This is a genomic window from Streptomyces sp. NPDC043680, assembly GCF_056436685.1.
The window spans coordinates 44,694-65,401 of record NZ_JBWKCE010000022.1 but is presented as its reverse complement, the minus strand read 5'-3'; the positions used below and the strand labels follow the sequence as shown (position 1 = coordinate 65,401).

Genomic DNA, 20,708 nt, shown 5'->3' with positions numbered 1-20,708 from the left:
CGGGACCGCCGACTAAGGGTCTGGCACAGCACCGCCGCCCCGGCCCCCGCACGTCGTGTGCGGGGGCCGGGGCGGCGTCAGGTGGTGGTTCTACGGGTTGGTGAAGTAGCCGAGCAGGTCGGTGATGACGTGGTTGCTGCCGCCCCAGCTGTTGGAGACGCTGACCTTCCCCGATCCGACCGGGGTGGTCACGTGGTTGGGGACGGTGGCGCCGGGGAGCGTGTTGAGGCTGCTGGCGCCGGGGAGTGTGCCGCCGAAGGCGTACGCCGTCAGGAAGCCCGGGCTGGTGGTATCGGTCGCGGTGACGTTCAGGACCGCGCCCACCGCGTTCGCTGGCAGACCGGAGACCGTCGTCGTGGCGCCCGGGGCGAGCTTGCCCGTGGTGCGGGTGTCAGCGAGACGCTTCGGGACGACCGGCTTGAACAGGGCCTTGCCGTCCTTGCCGTAGTAGCCCACCGCGTCCAGCACCAGGTGCGTGGAACCGGAGTTGGTGAAGAGGGTGATCGTGCCGTCCGGGCCGACCGGCACGATGGCCTGGTTCGACTTGTCCTTGCCCGGCTCCACGTTCAGGTTCGAGGTGGCGGTCCGCTTGGCCGGGTAGGGGTATGCGATGACGTGCGCGTTCTCCGTGGCGCCGGTCCCGGTCAGGTTGAGGGCGACGGCGGTGGCGTCGGCGGGGACGCCGCCCACGCCGGCGACCTTGACGGTGCGGGACTTGCCGCCGGGCAGCGCGCCGCCGGTGGTGCGGGTGTCGAGCAGCCGGGCCGGGGTGAGCGGGGTGAACCGCTGCCCGATGTTCGGCTGGTAGTAGCCCACGAAGTCCACGATGATCGACGCCCAGCCGGAGTTGAGCTGCATCCAGGCATCCCCGGAGCCGCCGACGGGAACGGTGACGGTGTTGGAGGTAGTACTGCCGGCGCGGACGTTGATGTTGGAGGTCGCGGGACGATCCTGTCCGTGGGGCCAGACGGTGAGGTGGGTGTCCTCAGAGGCACCGGTGACGGTCACGTTGAGGACGACCGCGGACATGCTGCCCGACAGCGGGTGCTCCGGCTGGCTGAGATGGAAGGGCAACTGCATCGCGAGCGGCACGCCGCCCGGCATGGAGGGCGTGTCGTCGCGGCTGTCGTAGAACCGGAACGGCTCTACTGCCACGTAACCGGACGCCGCGTAGTCGGCCTTGAACGTCTGGCTGGAGGTGGACGTGGTGCCCTTGGAATCCTGGAGGGTGAGGGTCACCTTGTAGTCGCCGGGTGTCCGGTAGGTGTGCGTGACCTGGGACAGGTCGGAGACCTGCTGGGTGGTGCCGTCGCCGAAGTCCAGGTCGGCGCGGCTCAACGGCCACGGCGTCGCGGTGGCCGACGGGTCGACCCGGACGGTCAGCGGGGAGATGCGCTCGGTCGAGCTGTCCGAGGCGGGCAGGACCTGGGCGGCGGTGAAGGCCGCGGTCAGCGCGCCGGCCGGGGTCACCTTGACCGGCTGCTCGGCGAAGACCTTCTTCCCGGCCTCGTTGGACGCGGTCACCTTGACCACGCACGCGCACGGAGAGCTGTAGACGTGCGAGGCGACGGCCTCGGCGGCCTCGCCCTGACGGGTGACGACCGGAGCGGTCCCGTCACCGAAGTCCACGCTGTACGACATGCCGGCGGGCCAGCGGCTGTTCGACGAGGCCTTCGCCTCCACCTTGGTGCCCACCGGTGCCCACGGCTGGTCGACCGACATGGTGACGGTGCTCAGACGGTCGTGCCCCTCGTAGGCGCCGCGGTCGAGGAACCCGCCGTCCTTGCCGGTGTTGGCCACGGTGGGGTCGTCGATCGGGTCGTAGCCGTCGAAGTCTGGGGAGGTCAGCGCGCCCGGGGCCGTCGCGTCGGCGGAGTCGACGACGGTGGCGTTGACGTCCGCCGGGTTCAAGAAGTCGTGCAGACCCTGGCCGGTCGCCGCCCGGAACTCCGCGAGGGTCTTGTACTCGGTGCCCGCCCAGTTGTAGGGAGCCGCCGTTACATCGGGCTGGCGCACGAGGACGTTGTAGTCGGCGCGGGTGCCGGCCGCCGCGCTCTGCGTCACCAGGACACCGTGGCGCGCTGCGGCGGGCGTCGCGCAGGGGGACGAGGAGGTCTCGGCGCGGACCACGTTGTTGAACACCGAGGTTTCGGTGGAACCGCCACTGACCGAGATGCCCTCATCGCAGTAGCTGGTGACGGTGTTGTTGGCCAGGGCCGTGCGGGGGGCGTCCACTACGGTGAGCGCGGGCCGGGAACCGTTGCGGAGAACGTTGCGGCTGAGGACCGTGCGCTGGGCGCCGGCCCTGATCTGCGCAGCGATGATGTAGCTCCGGCTGACACGTACGTCCGCGCTCCCCGCACCAATCACGAGCTCGCGCAGGAGCAGGGAAGTGTCCATGGTGATGTCGCTGGAACGCTCGACCAAGGCACCACGCGTCGTCCTGATCCCACGGAAGACCAGGTGGGAGGCGCCGTCGATGGTCAGGGGGTTGACCAGTTCCACCTTCACCCTCGACGGGCTGACGGCGTCGCTGCTGAAGGTGATCGGCTTGCCCGGCTCCCCGGAGCGGTCGATCGTGACGGCTCCGGGGTAGGAGCCCGCCGCGATCCGGACGGTCTGGCCCGGCTTGGCCGCGTTGGCCGCCGGCTGGATCGAGCAAAACGGGGCGTCCTGCGTTCCGATGCCGGTATCGGAGCAGTTGGCGCTCTCGCCGTTGTTCACGAACAAGTCGGTCGGGGCCTCGGCGGCGGAAACCGCCGGTATGCCGAGGATGGTGACGAGGCCCGCGGTGAGCAGGACCGCCGCACGAGTAGGACGCACCAGCAGTATTCCTTCGAGGAAAGGGCTGCGTGGATCTCGGTTCGGTGCGGCATGACATGACGCCGAACGGCCTGTTCCCCCCAAAGGACGTCAGGCGCATGAGAATCCACAAGACGGTGCTCATGATGCCTTGCCGGGACGGCTTTTGTCACTCCAGAATTGAACACGCTCAACATTCCTTTACTGGAGTACTAGGGGTGGTGTTTCGGCTTCAGGCAGTGGTCCGCGGCCAGGAGGGCGGCGAGGCGCTGGGCCACGGTCTGGGCCTGGTGCCCTGGGGGGTCTTCGGGCCCTTGGTCGCGCTGACCGCGAAACGCGGTGATGCTCTGAGCTGAGATCCCAGTGTCAGCCCTTGGATGCTCGGCGACCGTTGCCGATGCGGGCCGAGGCCCACGCGACTAGACGCTTGCCGAAGGGACCGAAGATCACTCCGAGGGCTGCGAGCACTGCACCAGCGGCAATGATCCACTCCTTAACCTCGCCCGCGATACCAGAAGGTGCTGTTGACGGTCATAGCGATATGGATCGGTGGTTCCGTGCGGGCGATGACGTTCTCGGTATCGCCCTGGTACGTCTCGACCACCAGGTTCAGCTGGTACTGGCCGGGCTTTCGCGGGGTGAGGTTCCAGCGCCACTCCACCTTGTCCCGTGGACTGGCGAGCAACTGTCGACTTGATCCGATCGGATCCGCCTTGACGGCCCCGCGAGGCTCGGACAAATGTGCCCCTTGGACTCCGCCAACGGGCAGCTCGCGAGTTTCCTCGGCCCCTTCGGGCTCCTCGCGGGGTGATGGGTTCGGGGATGGGTTCAGGTCGGGAAGGGGGTCGGGCGATCGGAACGGGTCGGGGCCGGTGGGCATCGATGGGTCCGGGTCGGGGAGGTCCGCCTCGGCCTCGGGGCCGGCGAGGGTGGCAGAGAATTCCACGGAGTCGCCGACGTCCACAGGGTCAGGCGGGTAGTACGCCAGCACCCCAGTGAACAGCGCGGCCCGGTCACGAGCTGCCTTCTGCTGGAAGACAACTTGGTCCTCGCTCCCCGAACCTGGCTGCAGGAAGATCTCTGGTGGCGCTGGTCGCAGCAGCACGAAGCAGAACACGGCGACGATCGCTGAGGCGGCTGCCACTACCCATAGCCAGAACCGCCGTGTAGCTCGGGGCACAACTGGACTCTAGCCCGCGACGCGCCAGATTTCGTTGGACCAAGCCGTGTCCGCCAGGCCGGCTTGACCAACCATCCCGCCGGTCTCTACACCACTCGCGGGGTCCAACGCCTCGGCGAGGCACCCGCCGTCCAGGAGTAGCTCCCCTCTCAGCCAGGCGATCGGCTGGGCGTCGCCCGAACTGCTACGAGGCCCCAGCCCGGCGGAGCCGGGACCGCTTCCGGCAAACCCTGGACTGGAGTCGCAATCACACAGTTCGAGCGCCAAAACAAATGGGGCAAAGAGCGACAGTGGCCGTTCTCAAGAATCGCCATCACTCCATCACCGGGCCGGCTGCGTCCCCGTGTTCGGCGCACCAGTCGACCGGGACCAGGCCGCCGCAGTCGTACCGGCGGCACCCGCACCCCTCGACAGAGCCGGCGAACGGCACCCCATGCCGGGCCTGGCGGCGCGGGACGTTCAGGTTTCGAGGGATTCCCCGGCTTTCTCACGCCCGAGGCGGGGAGCAGGTCAGCCACGCCGCGCGCGGTCCACTCCTGAGGGGGACTGCACTGCGTCGAGGGGCGCCGACACGATGGTCACATGACGAAACGTGTACTTACCGTGACAGCCCTCACCATCTCGTCCACAATCCTGGCCATGGGCGCCGCCTCCGCGGCGCCCGCACCCCTCTCCAGCGCCCCGGCGGCTGCAGCTGCGCCCGCGTTCGCAAGGGCCTCTAGCACTGCCAAACCCCTCGACCTCGGCACCAAGATTGTCCAAGTCGCCGGAATGCTCTTGGGCACCGTCGTCGGCGAGACGGTCTCGGAAACGCGGCTGTAGGTCAAGCGCTCGGCGCCCCGTTCCGCAATGGGGCACCGAACGCTGCGGTGCTGCAGCCCGGATGCCGACAGCCAAGGTGGCTGGAGACACGACCGCAGGGTCCCTGGACACCAGGCATTGAGATGCCCCCGAACCCGACTGGCGAGGAGAGCCATGGGCATCAAGGACCAGTTCCAGGACAAGGCAAAACAGCTCAAGGAACAGGCACAGAAGGCCAGGGCAGGCGCCCATGATGAAGCCTCCGAGGGCGGCCAGCAGGCCCAAGAGCGCGCCTGGCAGGGACAGGAACAGCTCGAAGAGACCGCAGACGAGGCCGGCGACCGCTTCCAGAGCTGACCGCCAGCCTGCGCAGGGGCCGGCCACCTACCGGTGGCCGGCGCCTGCCGCGTACTCAGCCCGCCGCCGCGACAGCCCCCTGCCCGAAGGGCGGAACGTCGCCCACCGTCACGTCCAAGCGGATCCGCCGGAACCTCAGCGGGTGACGGAACACGCCCTGGTCAATCGCCCTGTCCGCGCTCACCTCCGCCACCAGCTCCGGGCGGACCAGCGTGACGTCCAAGACGTCACGGCTCCCCCACGCCGAGGCAAACCTGACGCCCGTCCAGGGGTGCCCGGCACGGGCCGCGGCAAGGTGCTCGGCAACCTGCCGGGCCACGTCCGGGCGCAGGGGCACCGTGCGGCCGACCGCGCGCAGCCGGCCGTCCTGGTCGTGGCGGCCGAGGACGAGGAGCTGCGGGCGGGCGAGGGTGCCTGTGATGGCGCCGATGATCGCCTCGGTAGTGTCCCTGCGGCGGATCTTGGTCCACCCGCGGTACGAGGGGTGATAGCGGCTGGTCAGGGGCTTGATCACGATGCCTTCGACGCCGGACACGTCCGTCCAGGACTCCAGCCACTCCCGCGCCGTGGACAGGTCCGTCGTCATCGGGCACAGCGTCCACGGGGCCGTCAGCCCGTGCTCGGTGAACAACTGCTCCAAGCGGGCGCGGCGGTCGGCGTAAGGCAGGTTCAGCAGCTCCACACCGTCCTGCTGCAAAACGTCGAACGCCATGAAGTAGGCGGGCAGTTTCGCGGCCAGAGCGGCGGCGCCGCGGCTGCGGGCGGCGGCCCGGCGCTGCAACGCCTCGAACGACAACGCGCCGCTCTCCGAGTCCCACACCAGCAGCTCGCCATCGAGGACCAGATCGTGCGGCAACTGCTGCTTGGCGGCCGCCACCAGGTCCGGCCAACGGTCCTGGACCAGCGACCCCCGCCGCGTCTGGAGCAGCACCCGGCCGCCGGGGCCGGCCGGGGTGAACAGCAGCGCCCGGTGCCCGTCGAACTTCTGCTCAAAGCGACCCCCGCGCGCAGCGCGGTCGGCCCCGGCAGCCGCTCCGCGGCCTGCGCCAGCATCGGCTCCACCGGCGGTCTGAGCACCATCCCCACCGCCTCCTCGCTCATCTCTTCCAGAGTCGGCCAGAGCAGCCACGAGCGGGCGGACCGGAGCGGCCGCCGCATCCTCCGTCCGAGGGGCGCAGCGGGGCCGTCAGAGCCGGTCTGATGGCCCTGTGCGGCACGGTAGCGGCGTGCGCCGCCGCTGGAACCGGCCCGCCCCCGGCGACACGCGAAGCCTCCGGCAAGAACCAGAGGCCGGGCGCAGCCGGACAGCCGCACCCGCCCCGGCACGGCCGCGCAAGACCACACCACAGACGCCCGCCGCGCGCCACGCCGCCAAGCCCAAACCCAACCAACGCCGCCGTCACCGCGCTGTGCCACTAGACCGATGTCCTGTGCCAACGAACCTTGAGCGCGTGCCATCGACGTTTGCGTGCGGCACGTCGGCTCGGAGCGAGTCGGCTCCGGGCCGCGGCCGTGCTGTGCAACGGCGCTGGTGCGGCAGACTCATGCCTCCGGCATGACCTCGTCCGCCTGCATGCCCTTCTGGCCCTGCACCGCGACGAAGGACACCTTCTGCCCTTCCCGCAGGCTCTTGAAGCCGAGGCCCTGGATCGCCCTGAAGTGTACGAAGAGGTCGGGACCACTTTCGGGGGTGATGAAGCCGAACCCCTTCTCCTCGTTGAACCACTTCACGGTGCCGTTCTGGCGCTCAGCCATGTCCACTCCTCAATTGCGTACGTCGGTTGGGCGTAGAGGACGCCCAGCGAGTTGATCATCCCTGCTCGAAGAGACCGATGAAGGGATAAAGGGCGACTGGCTGCTATCGCGTTGTTCGGCTGGATGACGGCGTGCGCCGCGGACTCCACCGCCTTGATGGCCTCGCCGTACGCCCGCACCGGGTCTGGGTGCCGCCCGTACGCCGACCGCCATGCGGAGGTGAGGTGCTCCGTGGCCGACCCAGCCGCCGGCAGCGCCGCGGTCTCCAGGGCGTCAGTCCCCGCCGGCCCCGCTCGTTCACCCGCCGTGACCAGGACGCGGAGCCGGCTGCGGACCTGGTCCTGCGCGAGTTCACCGTCGATGCCCCCAACCGGCTGTGGACTGCCGACATCACCCTGGTCCCTACCGGTGAGGGACCCTGGTGGCTCGCTGCGATCCGCGATGCGTTCTCCAGCCGCATCGTGGGCTGGCACACCAGCGAGCGGGCGGACGCCGACTCGACACCGCCGACCGCTACCGGATCGAAGCCCTGGGCCTCTACCTCACCTGCTCTGGCGTCCTCGCCACCTGGTCCGTGGAGGAGTCCCTGGACCTCGAGCACGGCCTTGCCGCCCGCCGCTACGCGATGTCGGGAGACCGCCGTGCCCTGCACGACCCCTTCCTGTGACTGCTGCTCGGCTGCTGCCGTGAGGCTCACATCCTATTTTCCCAGGTAGGCTGGGTGCGCTGCGTGGCTGTCACGTGTGAGACGAGGGGCTTCGGCGACGCCCTGGTGCTGCTCCCCTGGTCGGGTCCGTGCTGAAGATCCGGATTCCACCCTCAAAGCCAGTCTTCATATGTCAATCTCACTTCGCTTGTAAACCCTTCACGAGATTGGCTGCCACCATGCCCACGAAGCACGCCGCACGACTGCTCACCGCCGTGATCATCGCCGGATTCGGCCTCACCGCCTGCTCGCAGACGAATACCAACACCTCGGAAGCCAAGCCGGGTTCGCCGTCCGCCGCAGCGAGCACCCCCGCGGCGGGCGCGAGCGCCCAGCCCACCCCCAGCACCACGCCGAGCATCGTGGTCAACGGCAAGCAGAAGCCGACGGACCTACCCGCAGACCTCCCCCTGCCCCAGGGCGAGTTGACCTCGGTCACCGGCACCACCGGCGCCTACGTACTCACCTACACCACCTCCGACACGACCTCCGCGCTGGCCGCCTACACCGCCGCCCTCGAATCCGCCGGATATGAGGTGGACCGTTCCCCGACGGGTGTCGCGGCCATAAAGGCGAACGTCAACGTGCAGGTCACCAAGACCCCGGCGGCGCTGCAGGTCCAGCTCGCCGTGGAGTAACGGAGCAAAGGAGTGGTCGCGGCCCCTGGGCTACCAGCCCTCCCACCATGAGTACGAGGACCGCGCGCCGCTCTATGCGGAGGTCTCAGCAGACCCGGTTCGCCGCAGGCATCGCAGCCCTTTACTCGAACATCTCTAGAAGCTTCCGCTCCACCGGGACGCCCTTGACTCCGGATTACTGAGGTTTCAGGGTGGGGTCGGTGGTGCGAGGGTCAGACCGGTGGCGGTGAGGCAGCCGTCGATCAGGTGGGGCCGGAGCTGGATCCTGCGTAACTCGCGCCGGAGCTTGCGGTCGAGGTCGTCCGGTGTGCCGAAAAAGCCAACGCCTTCACCAACGAGCAGCACAGGAACTGGCATGGCCAGCCAGACCGCCTTCTCATCTACCGCGCCACCCCCCGCCCAGACCACGGCCGCCAATAGAGGAACAAGCCGCCTTACGGGGCGGCAGGCATCACGCCCCCGGGTGGCCAGCCTGGCGGCTGTGGGAGGCCTGGGATCCGGTCCAAGCCTGCACGGCGTGCAGCCCGTTCGGGCCGACGGCGGCTCGGATGCCGCCCTGGTGGGCGGTGAGCTGCAGGCCGGCTCCGGCGAGGCCTTGACATCGGCGCTCCAGAACACTCAGGAACAGGCCGCCGCCCTGTTCACCGAATTGCTCGCAACCAAGGAAAGCACCCTTGTTCCTGATAGCCACGTCCACCGACGCAACGTCCAGTCAACGAGGGACAGCCTGGCGTACTGGCTGGAGCGGGAAAGAGCGGTAGGCAACCTCGGACCGCTCGACTTGTAGCGGGCGAGCGTGTAGCGCCAGCCTGATGAGGAATTCAGCTCGACTGCGCACGCAGCCAGTAGGGTTACCAGGGTGGACATTTCCTTGCTTCCTCATCCCTTCCGGCTGCTTGTGACGGGCGGAGGGACTGGTGGTCACACGTACCCGGCCCTGACGGCGATCCGTACCTTGCACAGCCGCCTCGCGGCCGCAGGCAGCACGCTGGACGTCCTGTGGATCGGGACCGCAGACGGCCTTGAGGCGCGGGTCGCTCCGGCGGAGGGCATCGCGTTCAAGACGGTGGCCACGGGGAAGATCCGCCGCTCGGCGAACCCGCTCAAGATGCTGTCGGCCGCGAACGTGAAGGACATGGCCCGAGTGCCGCTCGGCGTCGCCCAGGCGCGGTCGATCGTGTCCGACTTCCAGCCCGACGTTGTACTCGCGACCGGCGGGTACGTTGCGGTTCCAGCCGGTTTGGCAGCACGGCTGTGTCGGCGTCCTCTGGTCCTGCACGAACAGACGGTCCGCCTCGGGTTGGCCAACCGGAAACTCGCGAGCTCGGCGACGCGGATCGCGGTGTCTTCGGAGTCTTCGCTGCCGCTGCTGCCGGCGGAGGTACGAGACCGGGCGGTCGTCACCGGGAACCCAGTGCGGCCGGAGGTGCTGACCGGTCACCCGGACAAGGCGGTCGAGGCCCTGGCCCTGCACGGGTTCGACCGGCGCCTGCCGACGGTCTACGTCACCGGCGGAGCGCAGGGCGCCCAGCAGATCAACGGCGTCATCCGGGATGTGCTCCCGTGGCTTTTGGGTCACGCGAACGTGATCCACCAATGCGGGCCGGCGAACGTGGACGAGCTCCGGGCGGCAGCCGCAGGCCTGGACCCGGTCCTCGCCGGCCGGTACCACCTGGCAGGGTTCGTCGGCGGTGAACTTCCCGACGTCCTGGCGCTGGCCGATGTCGTGGTGTCGCGGAGCGGGGCAGGCACGCTGGCCGAGCTGACCGCTCTGGGCAAGCCCGCCGTGTTTGTGCCGCTGGCCACCTCGGCCGGAAACGAGCAGGCACACAACGCACGGCACCTGGCCGACGCGGGGGCCGCAGTCGCCCTGCTCGGCGAGGTCACCGCACAGACCCTGCGCAACGCCGTCGGCCCGCTCCTGACCGATCCCGCCCAGCAGGCGGCGATGGCGGAACGGGCTCGGGCGTACGGGAGGCCGGACGCAGCGGACCGGCTCGTGGACGTGCTCCTGTCCGCAGCGTCCGGCTGACCCCTCCCCTGCAGGGGCTACCGGAGAAACGCTGCGGCTGCTCGCTCGACCACTTCAACGACCTCGGCGTAGGCCTGCGAGGCTTTCCCAAACGGGTCGGGGACGTCCCGGTCTCCGAGATACAGGCTGATCTTCCGGCGGGTCCGCTCGTCCCGGGCCAGCTCGCAGAGGGCCGCCAGGTTGCCGGCGTCCATGGCGAGGATGACGTCGGCCCACTCCATGAGATCGGCTGTGATCTGGGCCGCGCGGTGAGCAGTCAGGTCGTAGCCGCGCGCTGCCGCGGCGGCGACCATCTGCGGGTGCGCGGGCTCGCCGACCCACTTGTCCCGGATCCCGGCCGACCGAACCTCGACGGCCGGCCCACCGTCCTGGGCGAGGACGGCGGCCGCCAGGGGCGAGCGGCAGATGTTGCCAAGGCAGACGGTGAGGATACGGCGGGGTCTCATCGGTTCGCCTGCCCCTCGGCAAGGGCCTTGGCGAGCCCGGCGGTGACGTGCTCGACGTCAGCGTCCGTCATGTGCTGGTGGAACGGGAGGGTCAGGATCTTCCGGCCCAGTCCCTCGGTGGCAGCCAGGTCCCGGCGCCAAGCGGTGAAGGCGGGTTGCAGGTGGTTGGGAGGGTAGTGCGTGCCGACTCCGATGCCGCGCTCGCGGAGGGTGCGGAAGACGCGGTCGCGGTCGCGAGCGGCGACGAGGACGACGCACAGGTGGGGGACGGAGCGCTCGATGTCGACGTCGACGAGGGTTGCGGCGTCGATGTCGCGCAGGGCGTTGGCGTAGGTGCGCCATAAGGCCTTGCGTTTGGTCTCGGCTTCGGTGAAGTGGGCGAGCTGGGCGAGGCCGACGGCCGCGTTGAGGGAGGACATCTGCACGCGCAGGCCGAAGCCGTCCACGGTGTAGCTGGTCGACTCCGCCCGGCGCGCTGGGGACTCGATGATGCCGAGGCCGCGCAGAAGTCGGCACTTGCCGGCTTCCTCCGCCGTGCGGGGGACGATCATGCCGCCCTGGCCGCAGGTGAGGTTCTTGATGGGACCGAAACTGAAGCAGGTCAGGTTTCCGGTGGCCCCGACCCGGCGGTCACCGGCGTACGAGCCGAAGGCGTGAGCGGCGTCCTCGATAACCGTGATGCCCCGGGCCGTGAGCTCAGGCTCGGCATCGGTGAGGTCTACGGCCCGGCCGCCGTAGAGGACGGGCATGACGGCCCGGGTGTTCGGGGTGAGGGCGTCCAGGACCTTCTCGCTGTCGACGCAGAGAGTCCGGGGGTCAACGTCGATGAAACGGGGCCGGGCGCCACTGGCGAGGATGGCCTGGACGGTCGCGCAGAACGTGAGGGAGGGGACGATCACCTCGTCTCCGGAGCCGACACCGGCGGCGAGGAGCGCGATGTGGAGAGCGGATGTGCCGGAGGCGACGGCCACGGTGTCGGGGACGTCGAGGAAGGCCGCCACGGCCGCCTCGAAGGCGTCGGTGGTGTCGGTGTGGCCGTACTGCCCGCTGCGCAGGGCTGCGGTGATCGCCTCCTGCTCTTGGCCGTAGAGGAAGGGGCGGCCGTTCGGGATGGCGGCCGCCGCCGTGGGGTTCGTCATGGTTACTGCTCCTCGGTCGTGGTGGCCAGCGTCTCGGTGTACTTCGTCAGGCACACGCCCGGCCGGTAGGCCAGGCGGCTGTGGTCGATGGGACGGTGGAAGAGACCGGCGAGGAGCTGGCCGGTGAGGTCGGCGCCGGCGGCCTCGGCCGTGAGGAAGCCGCCGCCGACGCGTGCGTTCACCTCGGTCATCCAGACACGCTCGGAGCCGTCGTCGCAGAGGAAGCCCTGCGCGCAGCAGGCCCCGGCGGCACCAACGGCGGCCAGGGTCTGGCGGACGCGTTCTTCTGCTTTCTCGTCGTGAAAGGTGCGGGATACCACGGCCAGGCCCCCCTTGATGAGGAGGCGGTGGCGGAGGATGACCGAGGCGCGGCCGTTTCGGTCGATGAGGCAGTCTGCGGTGAACTCGCTGCCGGTCAGCCGTTCCTGCACGATCGGGTCGGGGACGACCTCGCACAGGATCCGGGCCTGTTCGCGGGTCTCGCAGAGGATGACGTTCCGTGCTCCCTGGCCGCGGCGCGGTTTGACGACGAGGGGCCGGCCGTCGGGGAGGTCGTTGATGGCGTCCGGCAGGACGGTGCGGGGGGTGGGGACGGTGTTCTCGGTCAGTGCCGTGTGGAATGCGGCCTTGTCGGTGCAGGCGTCGATACCGGCGGCATCCGGCAGCCACGTTGTGACGCCGAGGTCGGCCAAGGGGCGGCGGAGGGTGACCAGCTTGGGGAGTTCCTGCTCGACGGTGGAGACGATCGCGTCCGGGCGCAGTTCGGCGCACAGGCGCAGGAGGTCGGCGCGGTAGCCCTCGTCCGCGGCGGGGGCGGTGACACGGGGGGTGACGGATGGCAGGAGCAGGCCCGGGGCGAGCGGGTTGGAGTCCGCGGCGATGACGTCGCAGCCCAGGCGGAGAAGGGCGCGGGTGAGGTCGAAGCCGGGTGCCCCTCCGACGCCGGTCACGAGGATGCGCTGCTGGGTGCGCGGGTCAGTGGACACGCGCAGCCTCCGCCTGAGCGGGGATGGGGACGGGGGCCGCGGGTGGGGTGATCGTGTGCGCGGTGCGCAGGAGCGGGGCCCAGCGGCCGGGGTGCCGGCGGTACCAGTCGACTGTCTCGGCCAGGCCTTCGTCGAGGTCGCGCGTCGGCCGGTAGCCGAGTGCGGCGATCTTGTCCCAGACCATCGAGTACCGCAGGTCGTTGGCCTGCCGGTCGGGGACGTGGATCACCGAGTCCCAGCCCGCGCCGCACAAGGCGAGGAGCCTGGCGGCAAGCTCGCGGCCGGTGAGATCCGTGCCGCCGCCCAGGTTGTAGATCTCGCCGGGCTGTCCCTCCCGGAGGACCAGTTCGATGCCGACGCAGTTGTCCTCGACATGCAGCCAGTTCCGCACATGCTGTCCCTGGCCGTGCAGGGTCAGCTTCTCACCCTTCAGCAGGCGGGTGACGAAGAGGGGGATGACCTTCTCGGGGAACTGGTAGGGCCCGTAGTTGTTCGAACTGCGGGTCACACAGACCGGCAGGCCATAGGTCTGGGAGTGGCTGAGGGCCACGAGGTCGCTGGCGGCTTTCGACGCGGCGTAAGGGACGCCGGGCCGTACGGGGTCCTCTTCTGTCGCGGAGCCCTCGGCGAGGGATCCGTACACTTCATCGGTGGAGACGTGCACGAACTTTGTGATCCCATGCCTGCCTGCGGAGGCGGCGAGGGTCTGCGTCCCGAGGACGTTCGTCGTCAGGAAATTGCCTGCCGCGGTGAGGGAGCGGTCGACGTGGGATTCGGCAGCGAAGTGGACGACGGCCGTGTGCCGGGACATGAGGTCGTCCACGAGGGGCCCGTCGAGAATGTTGCCGTGGACGAACGTCAGCCTCGGGTCGAGGAACGCCTCCCCTAGGTTCTCGGTGTGGCCCGCGTACGTGAGCGCGTCCAGCACGGTCACGCGAGACACGTCGTTGCTGCACAGGATCCGCCGGACGAAGTGTGAACCGATGAACCCGGCACCGCCGGTGACGAGGATTTCGTGCATGTGACACCACCTTGGTCATGGACCGGGAAGTAACGGCGGATCCCCTGGGGCGCCAGAAGCGCCGGGGCCGGGCCGACCTTGCAGCGGGCCGCCGTCGGTATCCAGAGAACCGCCCAGCGGGCGCGCCCGGGAGGCGAACTAGGGGGGCGAACAACGCACACCCCGTTCCTGGTGCCGCGTCGGCGTCCTAGGCTCGGACCCCGCACCCGCGGCGTCGGCGCCGCTGGGCACCGGCTGGCAACAAGGGGGCTCGGTGGCGTCTACCAAGAACCGCAAGGGCGATCCCAACGAGGATCTGGCCCGGCTCATCAAGCAGGCAGGCGCAAGCCACAAGTCCCTGGCCGCCCGAGTCAACCAGATCGGATCCGCGGCGGGCGTGCCGCTGCGGTACGAGCACACCAGCGTCGCCAGATGGGTGAATCTCGGAATGATCCCACGCGGCCGTGTCCCCGAGTTCGTGGCCGCTGCGCTGGGCGAACGCCTCGGCAGGCCGGTGAGCGTCGACGAGATAGGCATGTACAGCAGGTCCGGTGGAAACCCTGACATGGGGTTGGATTTCGCCCGCGACCCTGTCGACGCCGTCCGCGTCGCCGCCACCTACTGGAGAACCGTGGACCGCACCCGCCGCCAGCTCATCAGCAACGGCTTCGCCATCGCCGCCTTCGCCACCCCGGTCACCCGGTGGCTGGCCAAGCCCGCCGACGCCGCCATCGCCCACGAGGGCGGCCGCCGGGTCGGCCGCAGCGACCTCGCCGAGCTCTGGAAGGCAGCCGACGAAGCACGCCTGTGGGACTCCCGCTTCGGCGGCGGGAACTGGAAGGCCAGCTCCGTCACCGAATGCCTACGCCTGAACGCCGCACCACTGCTGACCGGCACCTACACCCAGGCCGTCGGGCGCGAGCTGTTCGCGGCGACCGCTGAACTGTCCCGTGTCGTGGGATGGTCCGCCGTCGACACCGGCCGCCACGACACCGCCCAGCGCCACTTCGTCCAGGCCCTTCGCCTGGCCCGGGCCGCCGGAGATGTGGAAACCGGCTGCTACGTACTGGCAACCATGGCCCTACAAGCCTTCCTGCGCGGCCACCCGGAGGAGGCAGCCGACATGGCCGAAGGAGCCTACGAGCGCGGCCGCGGGCACGCGGCACCCCGCGTACTGGCCTTCGCCAAGCTGGCCGAAGCCCGTGCCCACGGCCGCACCGGAAACGCCCAGGCCGCGAAGGCCGCGCTCGGCCGGACCGAGGAACTGCTGGACTCCATCCGCCCCGGCAGCTACGACCCCGACCAGCTCGCCTACATGACCCACGCCCGGCTCGCCACCGACGCCACCGAAGTACACCGCGACCTCGCCGACCCCACCGGGGCCTTCGCCTGGAACGAGCTAGCCGACCCCATGCCGGCCGACCGCTTCACCCGCGCCACCGGCATCCGCATGGCCGTCCTTGCCACCAGCCACCTCCAGACCCGCGAACTCGAACCCGGCCTCACCGCCGCGAACGCCTCCCTCGCCGTCCTCACCGACGTCCACTCCAGCCGCGCCCACAGCTACCTCCACGAAGTCACCCGCGCCCTCGTCCCCTGGAAAAACCGTCCCGAAGTGGCCGACTTCATCCACCGCACCCGCACCGAGCTGCCCGCCGCAGCCTGAAAGCAAGCAGCCTCATGGAACTCTTCTCCCGCCTCGAACAGACCCACTGGCCAAGGAACCTGACTCTCCACGTCAACTGACGCCCACCCGCATCCCAAGGCCCTCGGCAGCACGCTGCGAAGCCGTCCCCGAGGAGCTGTTCGCCGCGATCCCCGAGGACGGGGTGGTCGTGACCGGGTTCAAGGAGGCGCTGCTCGCCGAGTACACCCCCGCGCAAGCGGAAGTCGTGGGCCGACTTATGGACGCGTTCATGGAGAGGGGCAGCGGATGAGCGGCCGGCCAAGGGGCGTACGGGCGGCGCGGGTCGCGGTAGCCGCCGTACTGCCGGGGGAACTGGCCCTGGCGGCCTGCCTGGTGGTTGGGGTCCGGCCGCCCGGGTGGGCGCTGGCGGCCGCCGAGGCGCTGGTGCTCGCGGTGCTGCTGGTGGAGGCCTGGGTGCTGCGCTCGCTGTACGTCGCCGCGCGCGCCCGTGGTGCGGACCGCCGGGCGGCGCGGCGGTCCGCCGTGCAGGAGGCGGTGCCGGTGACGGTCCGCCTCCTGGTCCTCCACGAACTGCGCGCCCTCGCCTCCCTGGGGCGGTGGGTCCGGCGTGGCAAGCACGGGGTGCGCCCCGGGGACCTCGCTGCCGCGTACACCGGGCCCCAGACCGCGATGATGTACGGCTGCTCTTCGTGATGGTCATCGAGACGGTGGTCCTGGCCTTCCTCATCCCATGGCCGGCGGTCCACCGGGTGATCCTGGTACTCGACCTGTACGGCGTCGTCCTCGTACTGGCCCTGCACGCAGCCTGCGTCACCCGACCGCACGTCGTGCGTCCCGACGGCTCTCTGCGGATCCGCTACGGAGCCTTCTTCGATCTCGCCGTACCGCCGGACGCGGTCGCCTCGGTCCGGGTCGACCGGCGCTACCCCGAAGGCGGCCTGATCACCCTCTCCGAAGACGGGGTCCTCGACCTGATCGTGGGCAGCCAGACCTCGGTGACCCTGGAGCTGAACCGGCCACTCCCCTTCACCCGCCCGTTCGGCGCAACGGAAAAGGCCCACACCATCCGCTTCCACGCAGACGACCCGCGCGCACTGGTCAGCGCACTCCGTCAGCCCGCCTGAGCACACAGGTTGGTCCTCGCCGCGACCTGGCGCCCGGCAAGGTGCTCCGATCGGGCGCCGCCTGGATGCATGTTCGACTTCTCGGCATTCTCGCAAATGAACATTTGTGAGAGTGGCCCCAAGTTCGCACGGTGGATGGCTCCGCTTCTGATGTCCCTTCGCACGCTTCGTTGTCGCTGTGCTCACTCGTCCTCCGCGTCTGCACTGGCTTCCCAAGCGGCAGTGACACATCCCTCCTCCCAGTGCCACCAACCCTTCGCCTCGCCGTGTTCGAGCAGCTTGCGGATCCGCTGAATGTCCGCTTTCGGCGGGACGTCGAGCGCGACCATCCGGAACTGCTCGATGCCCTCGCCGGTGGTGCCGAGCCGGTGGAAGGTCTCCAGTACGGTCTGCCGGGCTGCCTCAGAGCCACCGTCCTTCAGCACGATCAACCGGATGGTGCAGTTCTCGGAGGGGTGAACGGTCTCCCCGGCCCAGCACAAGCCGTCCTCGTCAACGTCCACGCGGATGACATCGCCGCTCGCGATGCCGCGGACGAACCATGGGGTGTTGTCGAGACGCACCGTTCCGTCGCCGAGGTCCACCGCCCAGAGGCTCTCGACGCTTGCGGGCGGCCAGCCGTCCTCATCAATCTCCATGCGGAAGTGGACCTTCACATGGGCGTCGCTGATGTTCGTCACCGCGCCATCATCCACGCGGCCTGGAGGGGACCGATCCGCGGGGCTGAAGGCAGCGCGCCTCTGCGCTCCGACGCCCTGTCGGTCTCGGTCTTCTGGACCGCAGGGCGGTTCGTTGTCGGTCAGTCCCGGCGGGCACCCTGGACGATCCGGTCGATGACGGCTGCGGCCCGCTCAGGGTCTTCCTTCAGCCACCTGCCGAGGTGGTCCTGGACGGCCTGTCCGACGCAGTCGCGTACTTCGGTGTTCTCCAGCACTCCCCGCGTGGAGCCCGAAAACTCGGGACGGTCCAGCTTCACCGACACGACCGCCGTCAGGCCCTCGCCGATCCGATCGACATCGAAGTTGGGGTCCGCAGCTGTCAGCAGCCCGCGCTCCCGCGCGTAGGCGGTGATCGCGGCCGTCATCCCGTTGCGAAAGCCCACCGTGTGCGTGCCGTTGATGGTGGGCCGGCTGTTGGCGTAGCTCCGGACCCGCTCCTCAGGACGGCTGCACCAGCGGAAGGCGACCTCCATCACCCCCGCCATCCGAGGGTCCTCGTACTCGAAGGCGATGGTGTCCATGGGGGCGGACGCCGCCGCGTGCCCGTCGAGGAAGGCGACGAAGTCCCTTGCCCCTCCCGAGATCGGTGCCCCGACAGGGATCGGAGACTGGTGTGTCCTCAGCAGCCTTCCCGGTGACGCTGGTGTGTGCATCCGGAACCTGATCCGGCCCGTCGACAGGTCCCGTCAGGAGGGTGACGGTGCAGGACGTACCGGCCCGCGACCATCCCGGCCGCGGGCCGCGCCGCCCCGCGGCCGGCACGGCGGACGAGGGCTCCGCCCCCCGGGCCTTGGACCCCGTGACCTCCGCACGTGACAACGCCGCGAGGCAGACGCCCGGCGGCGTGGGCGTGAGCTTCCCGGGTCCCACGGGGCCGGCGTACCCGGGTCAGCCGGTGAGGACCATCCGGAAGCGCGCGGCACCCGAGAGCATCTTCCGGTACGCCTCGTCGGCCTGGCCCAGCGGTACCGCCTCGACGATCGGGCGGATTCCGTGCAGCCCGCTGAAGGCCATGGTGTCCTCGACGTCCTGCGAGGTGCCGGACGGGTGGCCGCGCACGACGCGTCCGCTCATGAGCAGCTGCATCGGGCTGATTTCCAGCGGCTCGGGGGCCGCGCCGATCACCACCAGCTCCCCCCGGTGATCCAGGCCGTCCACGGTCGCGGTGATGGCAGCGGAGTTGGCGGCGGTGGCCAGCACGACCTTGGCGCCGCCGAGGGACCGCAGTGCGTCCGCAACGCCCGTAACCGCCGTGCTGTCGACGTAGTGGTGTGCACCGAGCTGCTCGGCGAAGGCCGCCTTGTCTGCCCCGCGGGCGATGGCCACGGTTTCGAAGCCCATCGCCACCGCATACTGCACGGCGAGATGGCCGAGGCCGCCGATGCCGAGTACGGCGACCAGGTCGCCCGGCCGCGCGGAACTGCGCCGCAGCCCGTTGTACGTGGTCACTCCCGCGCAGGCCATGGGTGCCGCGTCGGCGGCGGCCAGCGCGTCGGGGATCCGGGCGAGGGCGTCGGACGGTGCGATCACCGCCTCCGCGAACCCCCCGTCGTATGCCCAGCCCGGGACCTTGAGGTTCTCGCATACGATGAAGTCGCCCTGCCTGCAGGGAGTGCAGTGGCCGCAGCTCCCGCCGAACCAGCCGACGGCGACCCTGTCACCGATCTGCCACCCCCGGTCCTGTGCCCCTTCGCCTAACACTTCGATCCGGCCGGCGACCTCATGGCCGGGAACCAGCGGGAACCGTACGCCCGGCACCTTGGCGCCCACGAAGACGGCGTCGCTGTGGCAGATCCCGCAGGCATCGACGGCGATGCGCACGTGGCCGGGCCCCGGCTGCGGCACCTCGCGCTCGACGATCTCGAACCGCCCGTCGGGGGAGGTGACCTGCGCGACGCGATACGTACTCATCCGACCCTCTCTCAGACACGACTCGGTTCCCCTGCGTTCCAGCAGAACAGCTCCGTCCCGATCGCGCACGCGCACGGTCGCACGCCGACGGTCACCTGTGTGCGCTCAGCCCGGCCCCCGGTGCGAACGGTCTATAGCCGCGCGGCCGGCCACCCCGGCCGCGGTACAGCCGTGCAGCGGCCCGCACGGCCGCGGTCACGATGTGCGCCGCATCCGCCCACCCCGGCGCCCACACAGCCACCGCGGCCGCCACCACCTCACCGCCGAGCGTCACGACCACCCGACCCACCGTCCATCGCCGGCCGGACCGGCGGCGGCGCAGGGCCGGCTCCCCGTGGCAGATGGTGTCGCTGCGCGTGATCGACTGTGAGCGGCAGGACTGGACGCGGGGCTACTGGGCGGCGCGGCGGTGGTCGTCGCGTGAGGGCCACCTGCGGGTGCCGCTGGGCGCGGTGGTGGAGTGGGGGTATCCGCTGGGGCGGTGGATCCGCCCCAGCGGGGCCGCGTACGCGTCCGGTCGGCTGGATGGCCGGCGGGCGGCGCGGCTTGAGCGTCTGGGGATGGTGTGGGAACCGCCGAGGCGGACTGGCAGGACAACCTGTAGGCCAGATCGGGAGCTTTCGCGCGTCGAGACGAGACCCCGGGCCGGCAGAGCAGCCAGCCCCGAAGCAGACCGGCCGCCGCCGGCTTGCGCCTGCGGCGGCCGCCGCATGGGGTTCACCCCCACCGGGTAGCACAGCGTCGCCCCGGCTCCTGCACCGGGGCCGGGGCACGCCGGGTTACGGGACTTGCTCGTAGGAGACCGTCGTGCCCGGGCAGTCCTCCGCCAGCCGGGACAGCGCGTCGCGTTCGGCCGGGTCCGCGGTCAGCCTCCAACGCAGCTTGTCGGCCACCCAGTCCGCGGCGTACTTGCACTGGTCCGCCTTCACCGGCAGCCAGTCCGCCGGATCCTTGTCCGCTTTTGACCTGTTTGAACTGCCGGAGACCGCGATCAGCGAGTTCGGCGCGCCCTGATCGTTGGCGTACGCCTCGCGCCGGGCCGCCGTCCACGAAACCGCCCCGGAGTCCCAAGCCTCTGCCAGCGGGACCATGTGGTCCACGTCAAGCGACGACGCCGAGGTGATCCACACCTGGTCGTACTCCGACCACCACCGGCCACCGGTCAGCGCGCATTTCGCCCCGACCTCCGGAGCCAGCAGCGCCTCCGCCAAGATCACCTCTTTGCGCGTGTCACAGCCATCACCCAGATTGAGGCCCGCGTTCCAGTGCTTGAACTGCGTGCGGCTGTAGCCGTCACGCGAGCCTTCGGGGCCCTCCTCGATCCACGCCAGCGCCTGGAACAACGGCGCATCGACAGCCGACGACGGAGCCGGCGCCCGCGTCAAACCCCCGGCGCCCACCGCGACTGCCTGCGCAACCCGTCAACCAGCGGCATGTGCCGGAGGCTACCCGGCTGGCTGCCGG

Annotated in this window: 21 protein-coding genes and 2 pseudogenes; 10 read left to right on the top strand and 13 right to left on the bottom strand. The window is 70.1% G+C overall.

Features of this window, described 5'->3' with window-relative positions; translation table 11 throughout:
* Positions 1-90: 90 nt before the first annotated feature.
* Positions 91-2,823 carry a PKD domain-containing protein gene (locus tag AC0666_RS29980; RefSeq protein ID WP_478708733.1) on the bottom strand — a complete coding sequence of 911 codons (2,733 nt, stop codon included), beginning with the start codon at positions 2,821-2,823 and terminating at the stop codon, positions 91-93.
* 29 nt (positions 2,824-2,852) lie between these two features.
* Here AC0666_RS29980 and AC0666_RS29975 point away from each other — a divergent pair, with 29 nt between their 5' ends.
* Positions 2,853-3,158: a hypothetical protein gene (locus tag AC0666_RS29975; RefSeq protein WP_478708732.1), complete on the top strand. Its 306-nt coding sequence runs from the start codon at positions 2,853-2,855 to the stop codon at positions 3,156-3,158.
* A gap of 137 nt (positions 3,159-3,295) precedes the next feature.
* Here AC0666_RS29975 and AC0666_RS29970 read toward each other — a convergent pair whose 3' ends face one another.
* Positions 3,296-3,946 carry a hypothetical protein gene (locus AC0666_RS29970; protein ID WP_478708731.1) on the bottom strand — a complete coding sequence of 217 codons (651 nt, stop codon included), beginning with the start codon at positions 3,944-3,946 and terminating at the stop codon, positions 3,296-3,298.
* A gap of 618 nt (positions 3,947-4,564) precedes the next feature.
* Here AC0666_RS29970 and AC0666_RS29965 point away from each other — a divergent pair.
* On the top strand, positions 4,565-4,804 hold the full coding sequence (locus AC0666_RS29965) for a hypothetical protein (protein WP_478708730.1): 240 nt from the start codon (positions 4,565-4,567) through the stop codon (positions 4,802-4,804).
* Between the two features lie 153 nt (positions 4,805-4,957).
* Positions 4,958-5,140, top strand: coding sequence for a hypothetical protein (locus AC0666_RS29960; protein ID WP_478708729.1), 183 nt, complete (start codon positions 4,958-4,960; stop codon positions 5,138-5,140).
* Positions 5,141-5,195: 55 nt separating this feature from the next.
* Here AC0666_RS29960 and AC0666_RS29955 read toward each other — a convergent pair whose 3' ends face one another.
* Together AC0666_RS29955 and AC0666_RS29950 are read right to left on the bottom strand one after the other, a co-directional pair.
* On the bottom strand, positions 5,196-6,269 hold the full coding sequence (locus AC0666_RS29955; protein WP_478708728.1) for an ATP-dependent DNA ligase: 1,074 nt from the start codon (positions 6,267-6,269) through the stop codon (positions 5,196-5,198).
* Positions 6,270-6,682: 413 nt separating this feature from the next.
* Positions 6,683-6,895, bottom strand: a complete 213-nt coding sequence (locus tag AC0666_RS29950) for a cold-shock protein (RefSeq protein WP_478708727.1) — start codon at positions 6,893-6,895, stop codon at positions 6,683-6,685.
* A 421-nt stretch (positions 6,896-7,316) separates the two neighbouring features.
* On the opposite strand from AC0666_RS29950, the gene AC0666_RS29945 reads away from it, so the two are divergent.
* Together AC0666_RS29945 and AC0666_RS29940 are read left to right on the top strand one after the other, a co-directional pair.
* Entirely contained in the window at positions 7,317-7,562 is a 246-nt protein-coding gene (locus AC0666_RS29945; RefSeq protein WP_478708726.1) for a hypothetical protein, read from the top strand.
* A gap of 218 nt (positions 7,563-7,780) precedes the next feature.
* The gene (locus AC0666_RS29940) at positions 7,781-8,239 is read left to right on the top strand and encodes a hypothetical protein (protein WP_478708725.1); all 459 of its coding nucleotides are present in this window, start codon (positions 7,781-7,783) and stop codon (positions 8,237-8,239) included.
* Between the two features lie 186 nt (positions 8,240-8,425).
* Here AC0666_RS29940 and AC0666_RS29935 read toward each other — a convergent pair.
* Positions 8,426-8,554, bottom strand: a pseudogene (locus AC0666_RS29935) (IS630 family transposase); the annotation flags it as partial.
* A 148-nt stretch (positions 8,555-8,702) separates the two neighbouring features.
* Between AC0666_RS29935 and AC0666_RS29930 the strand changes: the two are divergent.
* On the top strand, positions 8,703-9,026 hold the full coding sequence (locus AC0666_RS29930) for a hypothetical protein (protein ID WP_478708724.1): 324 nt from the start codon (positions 8,703-8,705) through the stop codon (positions 9,024-9,026).
* 111 nt (positions 9,027-9,137) lie between these two features.
* Positions 9,138-10,271, top strand: coding sequence for a UDP-N-acetylglucosamine--N-acetylmuramyl-(pentapeptide) pyrophosphoryl-undecaprenol N-acetylglucosamine transferase (locus AC0666_RS29925; RefSeq protein WP_478708764.1), 1,134 nt, complete (start codon positions 9,138-9,140; stop codon positions 10,269-10,271).
* 17 nt (positions 10,272-10,288) lie between these two features.
* Here AC0666_RS29925 and AC0666_RS29920 read toward each other — a convergent pair whose 3' ends face one another.
* From AC0666_RS29920 to rfbB, 4 genes are read right to left on the bottom strand one after another with little or no spacing between them, the layout of a single operon-like run.
* Positions 10,289-10,717: a low molecular weight protein-tyrosine-phosphatase gene (locus tag AC0666_RS29920; RefSeq protein ID WP_478708723.1), complete on the bottom strand. Its 429-nt coding sequence runs from the start codon at positions 10,715-10,717 to the stop codon at positions 10,289-10,291.
* Positions 10,714-11,856 (bottom strand): DegT/DnrJ/EryC1/StrS family aminotransferase, encoded by a 1,143-nt coding sequence (locus tag AC0666_RS29915; RefSeq protein WP_478708722.1) that lies wholly within the window; start codon positions 11,854-11,856, stop codon positions 10,714-10,716. Before AC0666_RS29915 ends, AC0666_RS29920 begins: the two co-directional genes overlap by 4 nt.
* Positions 11,857-11,858: 2 nt before the next feature.
* Positions 11,859-12,842: an ATP-grasp domain-containing protein gene (locus AC0666_RS29910; protein WP_478708721.1), complete on the bottom strand. Its 984-nt coding sequence runs from the start codon at positions 12,840-12,842 to the stop codon at positions 11,859-11,861.
* The gene (gene rfbB / locus AC0666_RS29905) at positions 12,832-13,863 is read right to left on the bottom strand and encodes a dTDP-glucose 4,6-dehydratase (protein ID WP_478708720.1); all 1,032 of its coding nucleotides are present in this window, start codon (positions 13,861-13,863) and stop codon (positions 12,832-12,834) included. The genes AC0666_RS29910 and rfbB overlap by 11 nt, the downstream gene beginning before the upstream one ends.
* A 253-nt stretch (positions 13,864-14,116) precedes the next feature.
* On the opposite strand from rfbB, the gene AC0666_RS29900 reads away from it, so the two are divergent.
* Both AC0666_RS29900 and AC0666_RS29895 read left to right on the top strand, forming a co-directional pair.
* Positions 14,117-15,508, top strand: coding sequence for a sporulation protein (locus tag AC0666_RS29900; RefSeq protein WP_478708719.1), 1,392 nt, complete (start codon positions 14,117-14,119; stop codon positions 15,506-15,508).
* 267 nt (positions 15,509-15,775) lie between these two features.
* Positions 15,776-16,614 (top strand): annotated as a pseudogene (locus AC0666_RS29895) (hypothetical protein).
* 182 nt (positions 16,615-16,796) lie between these two features.
* Here AC0666_RS29895 and AC0666_RS29890 read toward each other — a convergent pair.
* The 3 genes from AC0666_RS29890 to AC0666_RS29880 all read right to left on the bottom strand — a co-directional run bounded on the left by AC0666_RS29890 (position 16,797) and on the right by AC0666_RS29880 (position 19,244).
* Complete coding sequence (locus AC0666_RS29890) at positions 16,797-17,294, bottom strand: DUF4265 domain-containing protein (RefSeq protein ID WP_478708718.1); 498 nt, start codon at positions 17,292-17,294, stop codon at positions 16,797-16,799.
* 119 nt (positions 17,295-17,413) lie between these two features.
* On the bottom strand, positions 17,414-17,986 hold the full coding sequence (locus tag AC0666_RS29885; protein ID WP_478708717.1) for a hypothetical protein: 573 nt from the start codon (positions 17,984-17,986) through the stop codon (positions 17,414-17,416).
* 235 nt (positions 17,987-18,221) lie between these two features.
* Positions 18,222-19,244: an alcohol dehydrogenase gene (locus AC0666_RS29880; RefSeq protein ID WP_478708716.1), complete on the bottom strand. Its 1,023-nt coding sequence runs from the start codon at positions 19,242-19,244 to the stop codon at positions 18,222-18,224.
* A 200-nt stretch (positions 19,245-19,444) separates the two neighbouring features.
* Here AC0666_RS29880 and AC0666_RS29875 point away from each other — a divergent pair, with 200 nt between their 5' ends.
* Positions 19,445-19,978 carry a helicase associated domain-containing protein gene (locus AC0666_RS29875; protein ID WP_478708715.1) on the top strand — a complete coding sequence of 178 codons (534 nt, stop codon included), beginning with the start codon at positions 19,445-19,447 and terminating at the stop codon, positions 19,976-19,978.
* Positions 19,979-20,023: 45 nt separating this feature from the next.
* On the opposite strand, the gene AC0666_RS29870 is transcribed toward AC0666_RS29875, so the two are convergent.
* Positions 20,024-20,587, bottom strand: a complete 564-nt coding sequence (locus AC0666_RS29870; protein ID WP_478708714.1) for an HNH endonuclease family protein — start codon at positions 20,585-20,587, stop codon at positions 20,024-20,026.
* Positions 20,588-20,708: the final 121 nt, after the last annotated feature.

What these genes read in the sequence shown, in the direction of transcription:
- AC0666_RS29965 (WP_478708730.1), top strand. Translation starts at nt 4,565, where the DNA reads ATGACGAAACGTGTACTTACCGTGACAGCCCTCACCATCTCGTCCACA.
- AC0666_RS29960 (WP_478708729.1), top strand. Translation starts at nt 4,958, where the DNA reads ATGGGCATCAAGGACCAGTTCCAGGACAAGGCAAAACAGCTCAAGGAA.
- AC0666_RS29950 (WP_478708727.1), bottom strand. Translation starts at nt 6,895, where the DNA reads ATGGCTGAGCGCCAGAACGGCACCGTGAAGTGGTTCAACGAGGAGAAG.
- AC0666_RS29940 (WP_478708725.1), top strand. Translation starts at nt 7,781, where the DNA reads ATGCCCACGAAGCACGCCGCACGACTGCTCACCGCCGTGATCATCGCC.
- AC0666_RS29920 (WP_478708723.1), bottom strand. Translation starts at nt 10,717, where the DNA reads ATGAGACCCCGCCGTATCCTCACCGTCTGCCTTGGCAACATCTGCCGC.
- AC0666_RS29915 (WP_478708722.1), bottom strand. Translation starts at nt 11,856, where the DNA reads ATGACGAACCCCACGGCGGCGGCCGCCATCCCGAACGGCCGCCCCTTC.
- rfbB (WP_478708720.1), bottom strand. Translation starts at nt 13,863, where the DNA reads ATGCACGAAATCCTCGTCACCGGCGGTGCCGGGTTCATCGGTTCACAC.
- AC0666_RS29885 (WP_478708717.1), bottom strand. Translation starts at nt 17,986, where the DNA reads ATGCACACACCAGCGTCACCGGGAAGGCTGCTGAGGACACACCAGTCT.
- AC0666_RS29880 (WP_478708716.1), bottom strand. Translation starts at nt 19,244, where the DNA reads ATGAGTACGTATCGCGTCGCGCAGGTCACCTCCCCCGACGGGCGGTTC.
- AC0666_RS29875 (WP_478708715.1), top strand. Translation starts at nt 19,445, where the DNA reads ATGTGCGCCGCATCCGCCCACCCCGGCGCCCACACAGCCACCGCGGCC.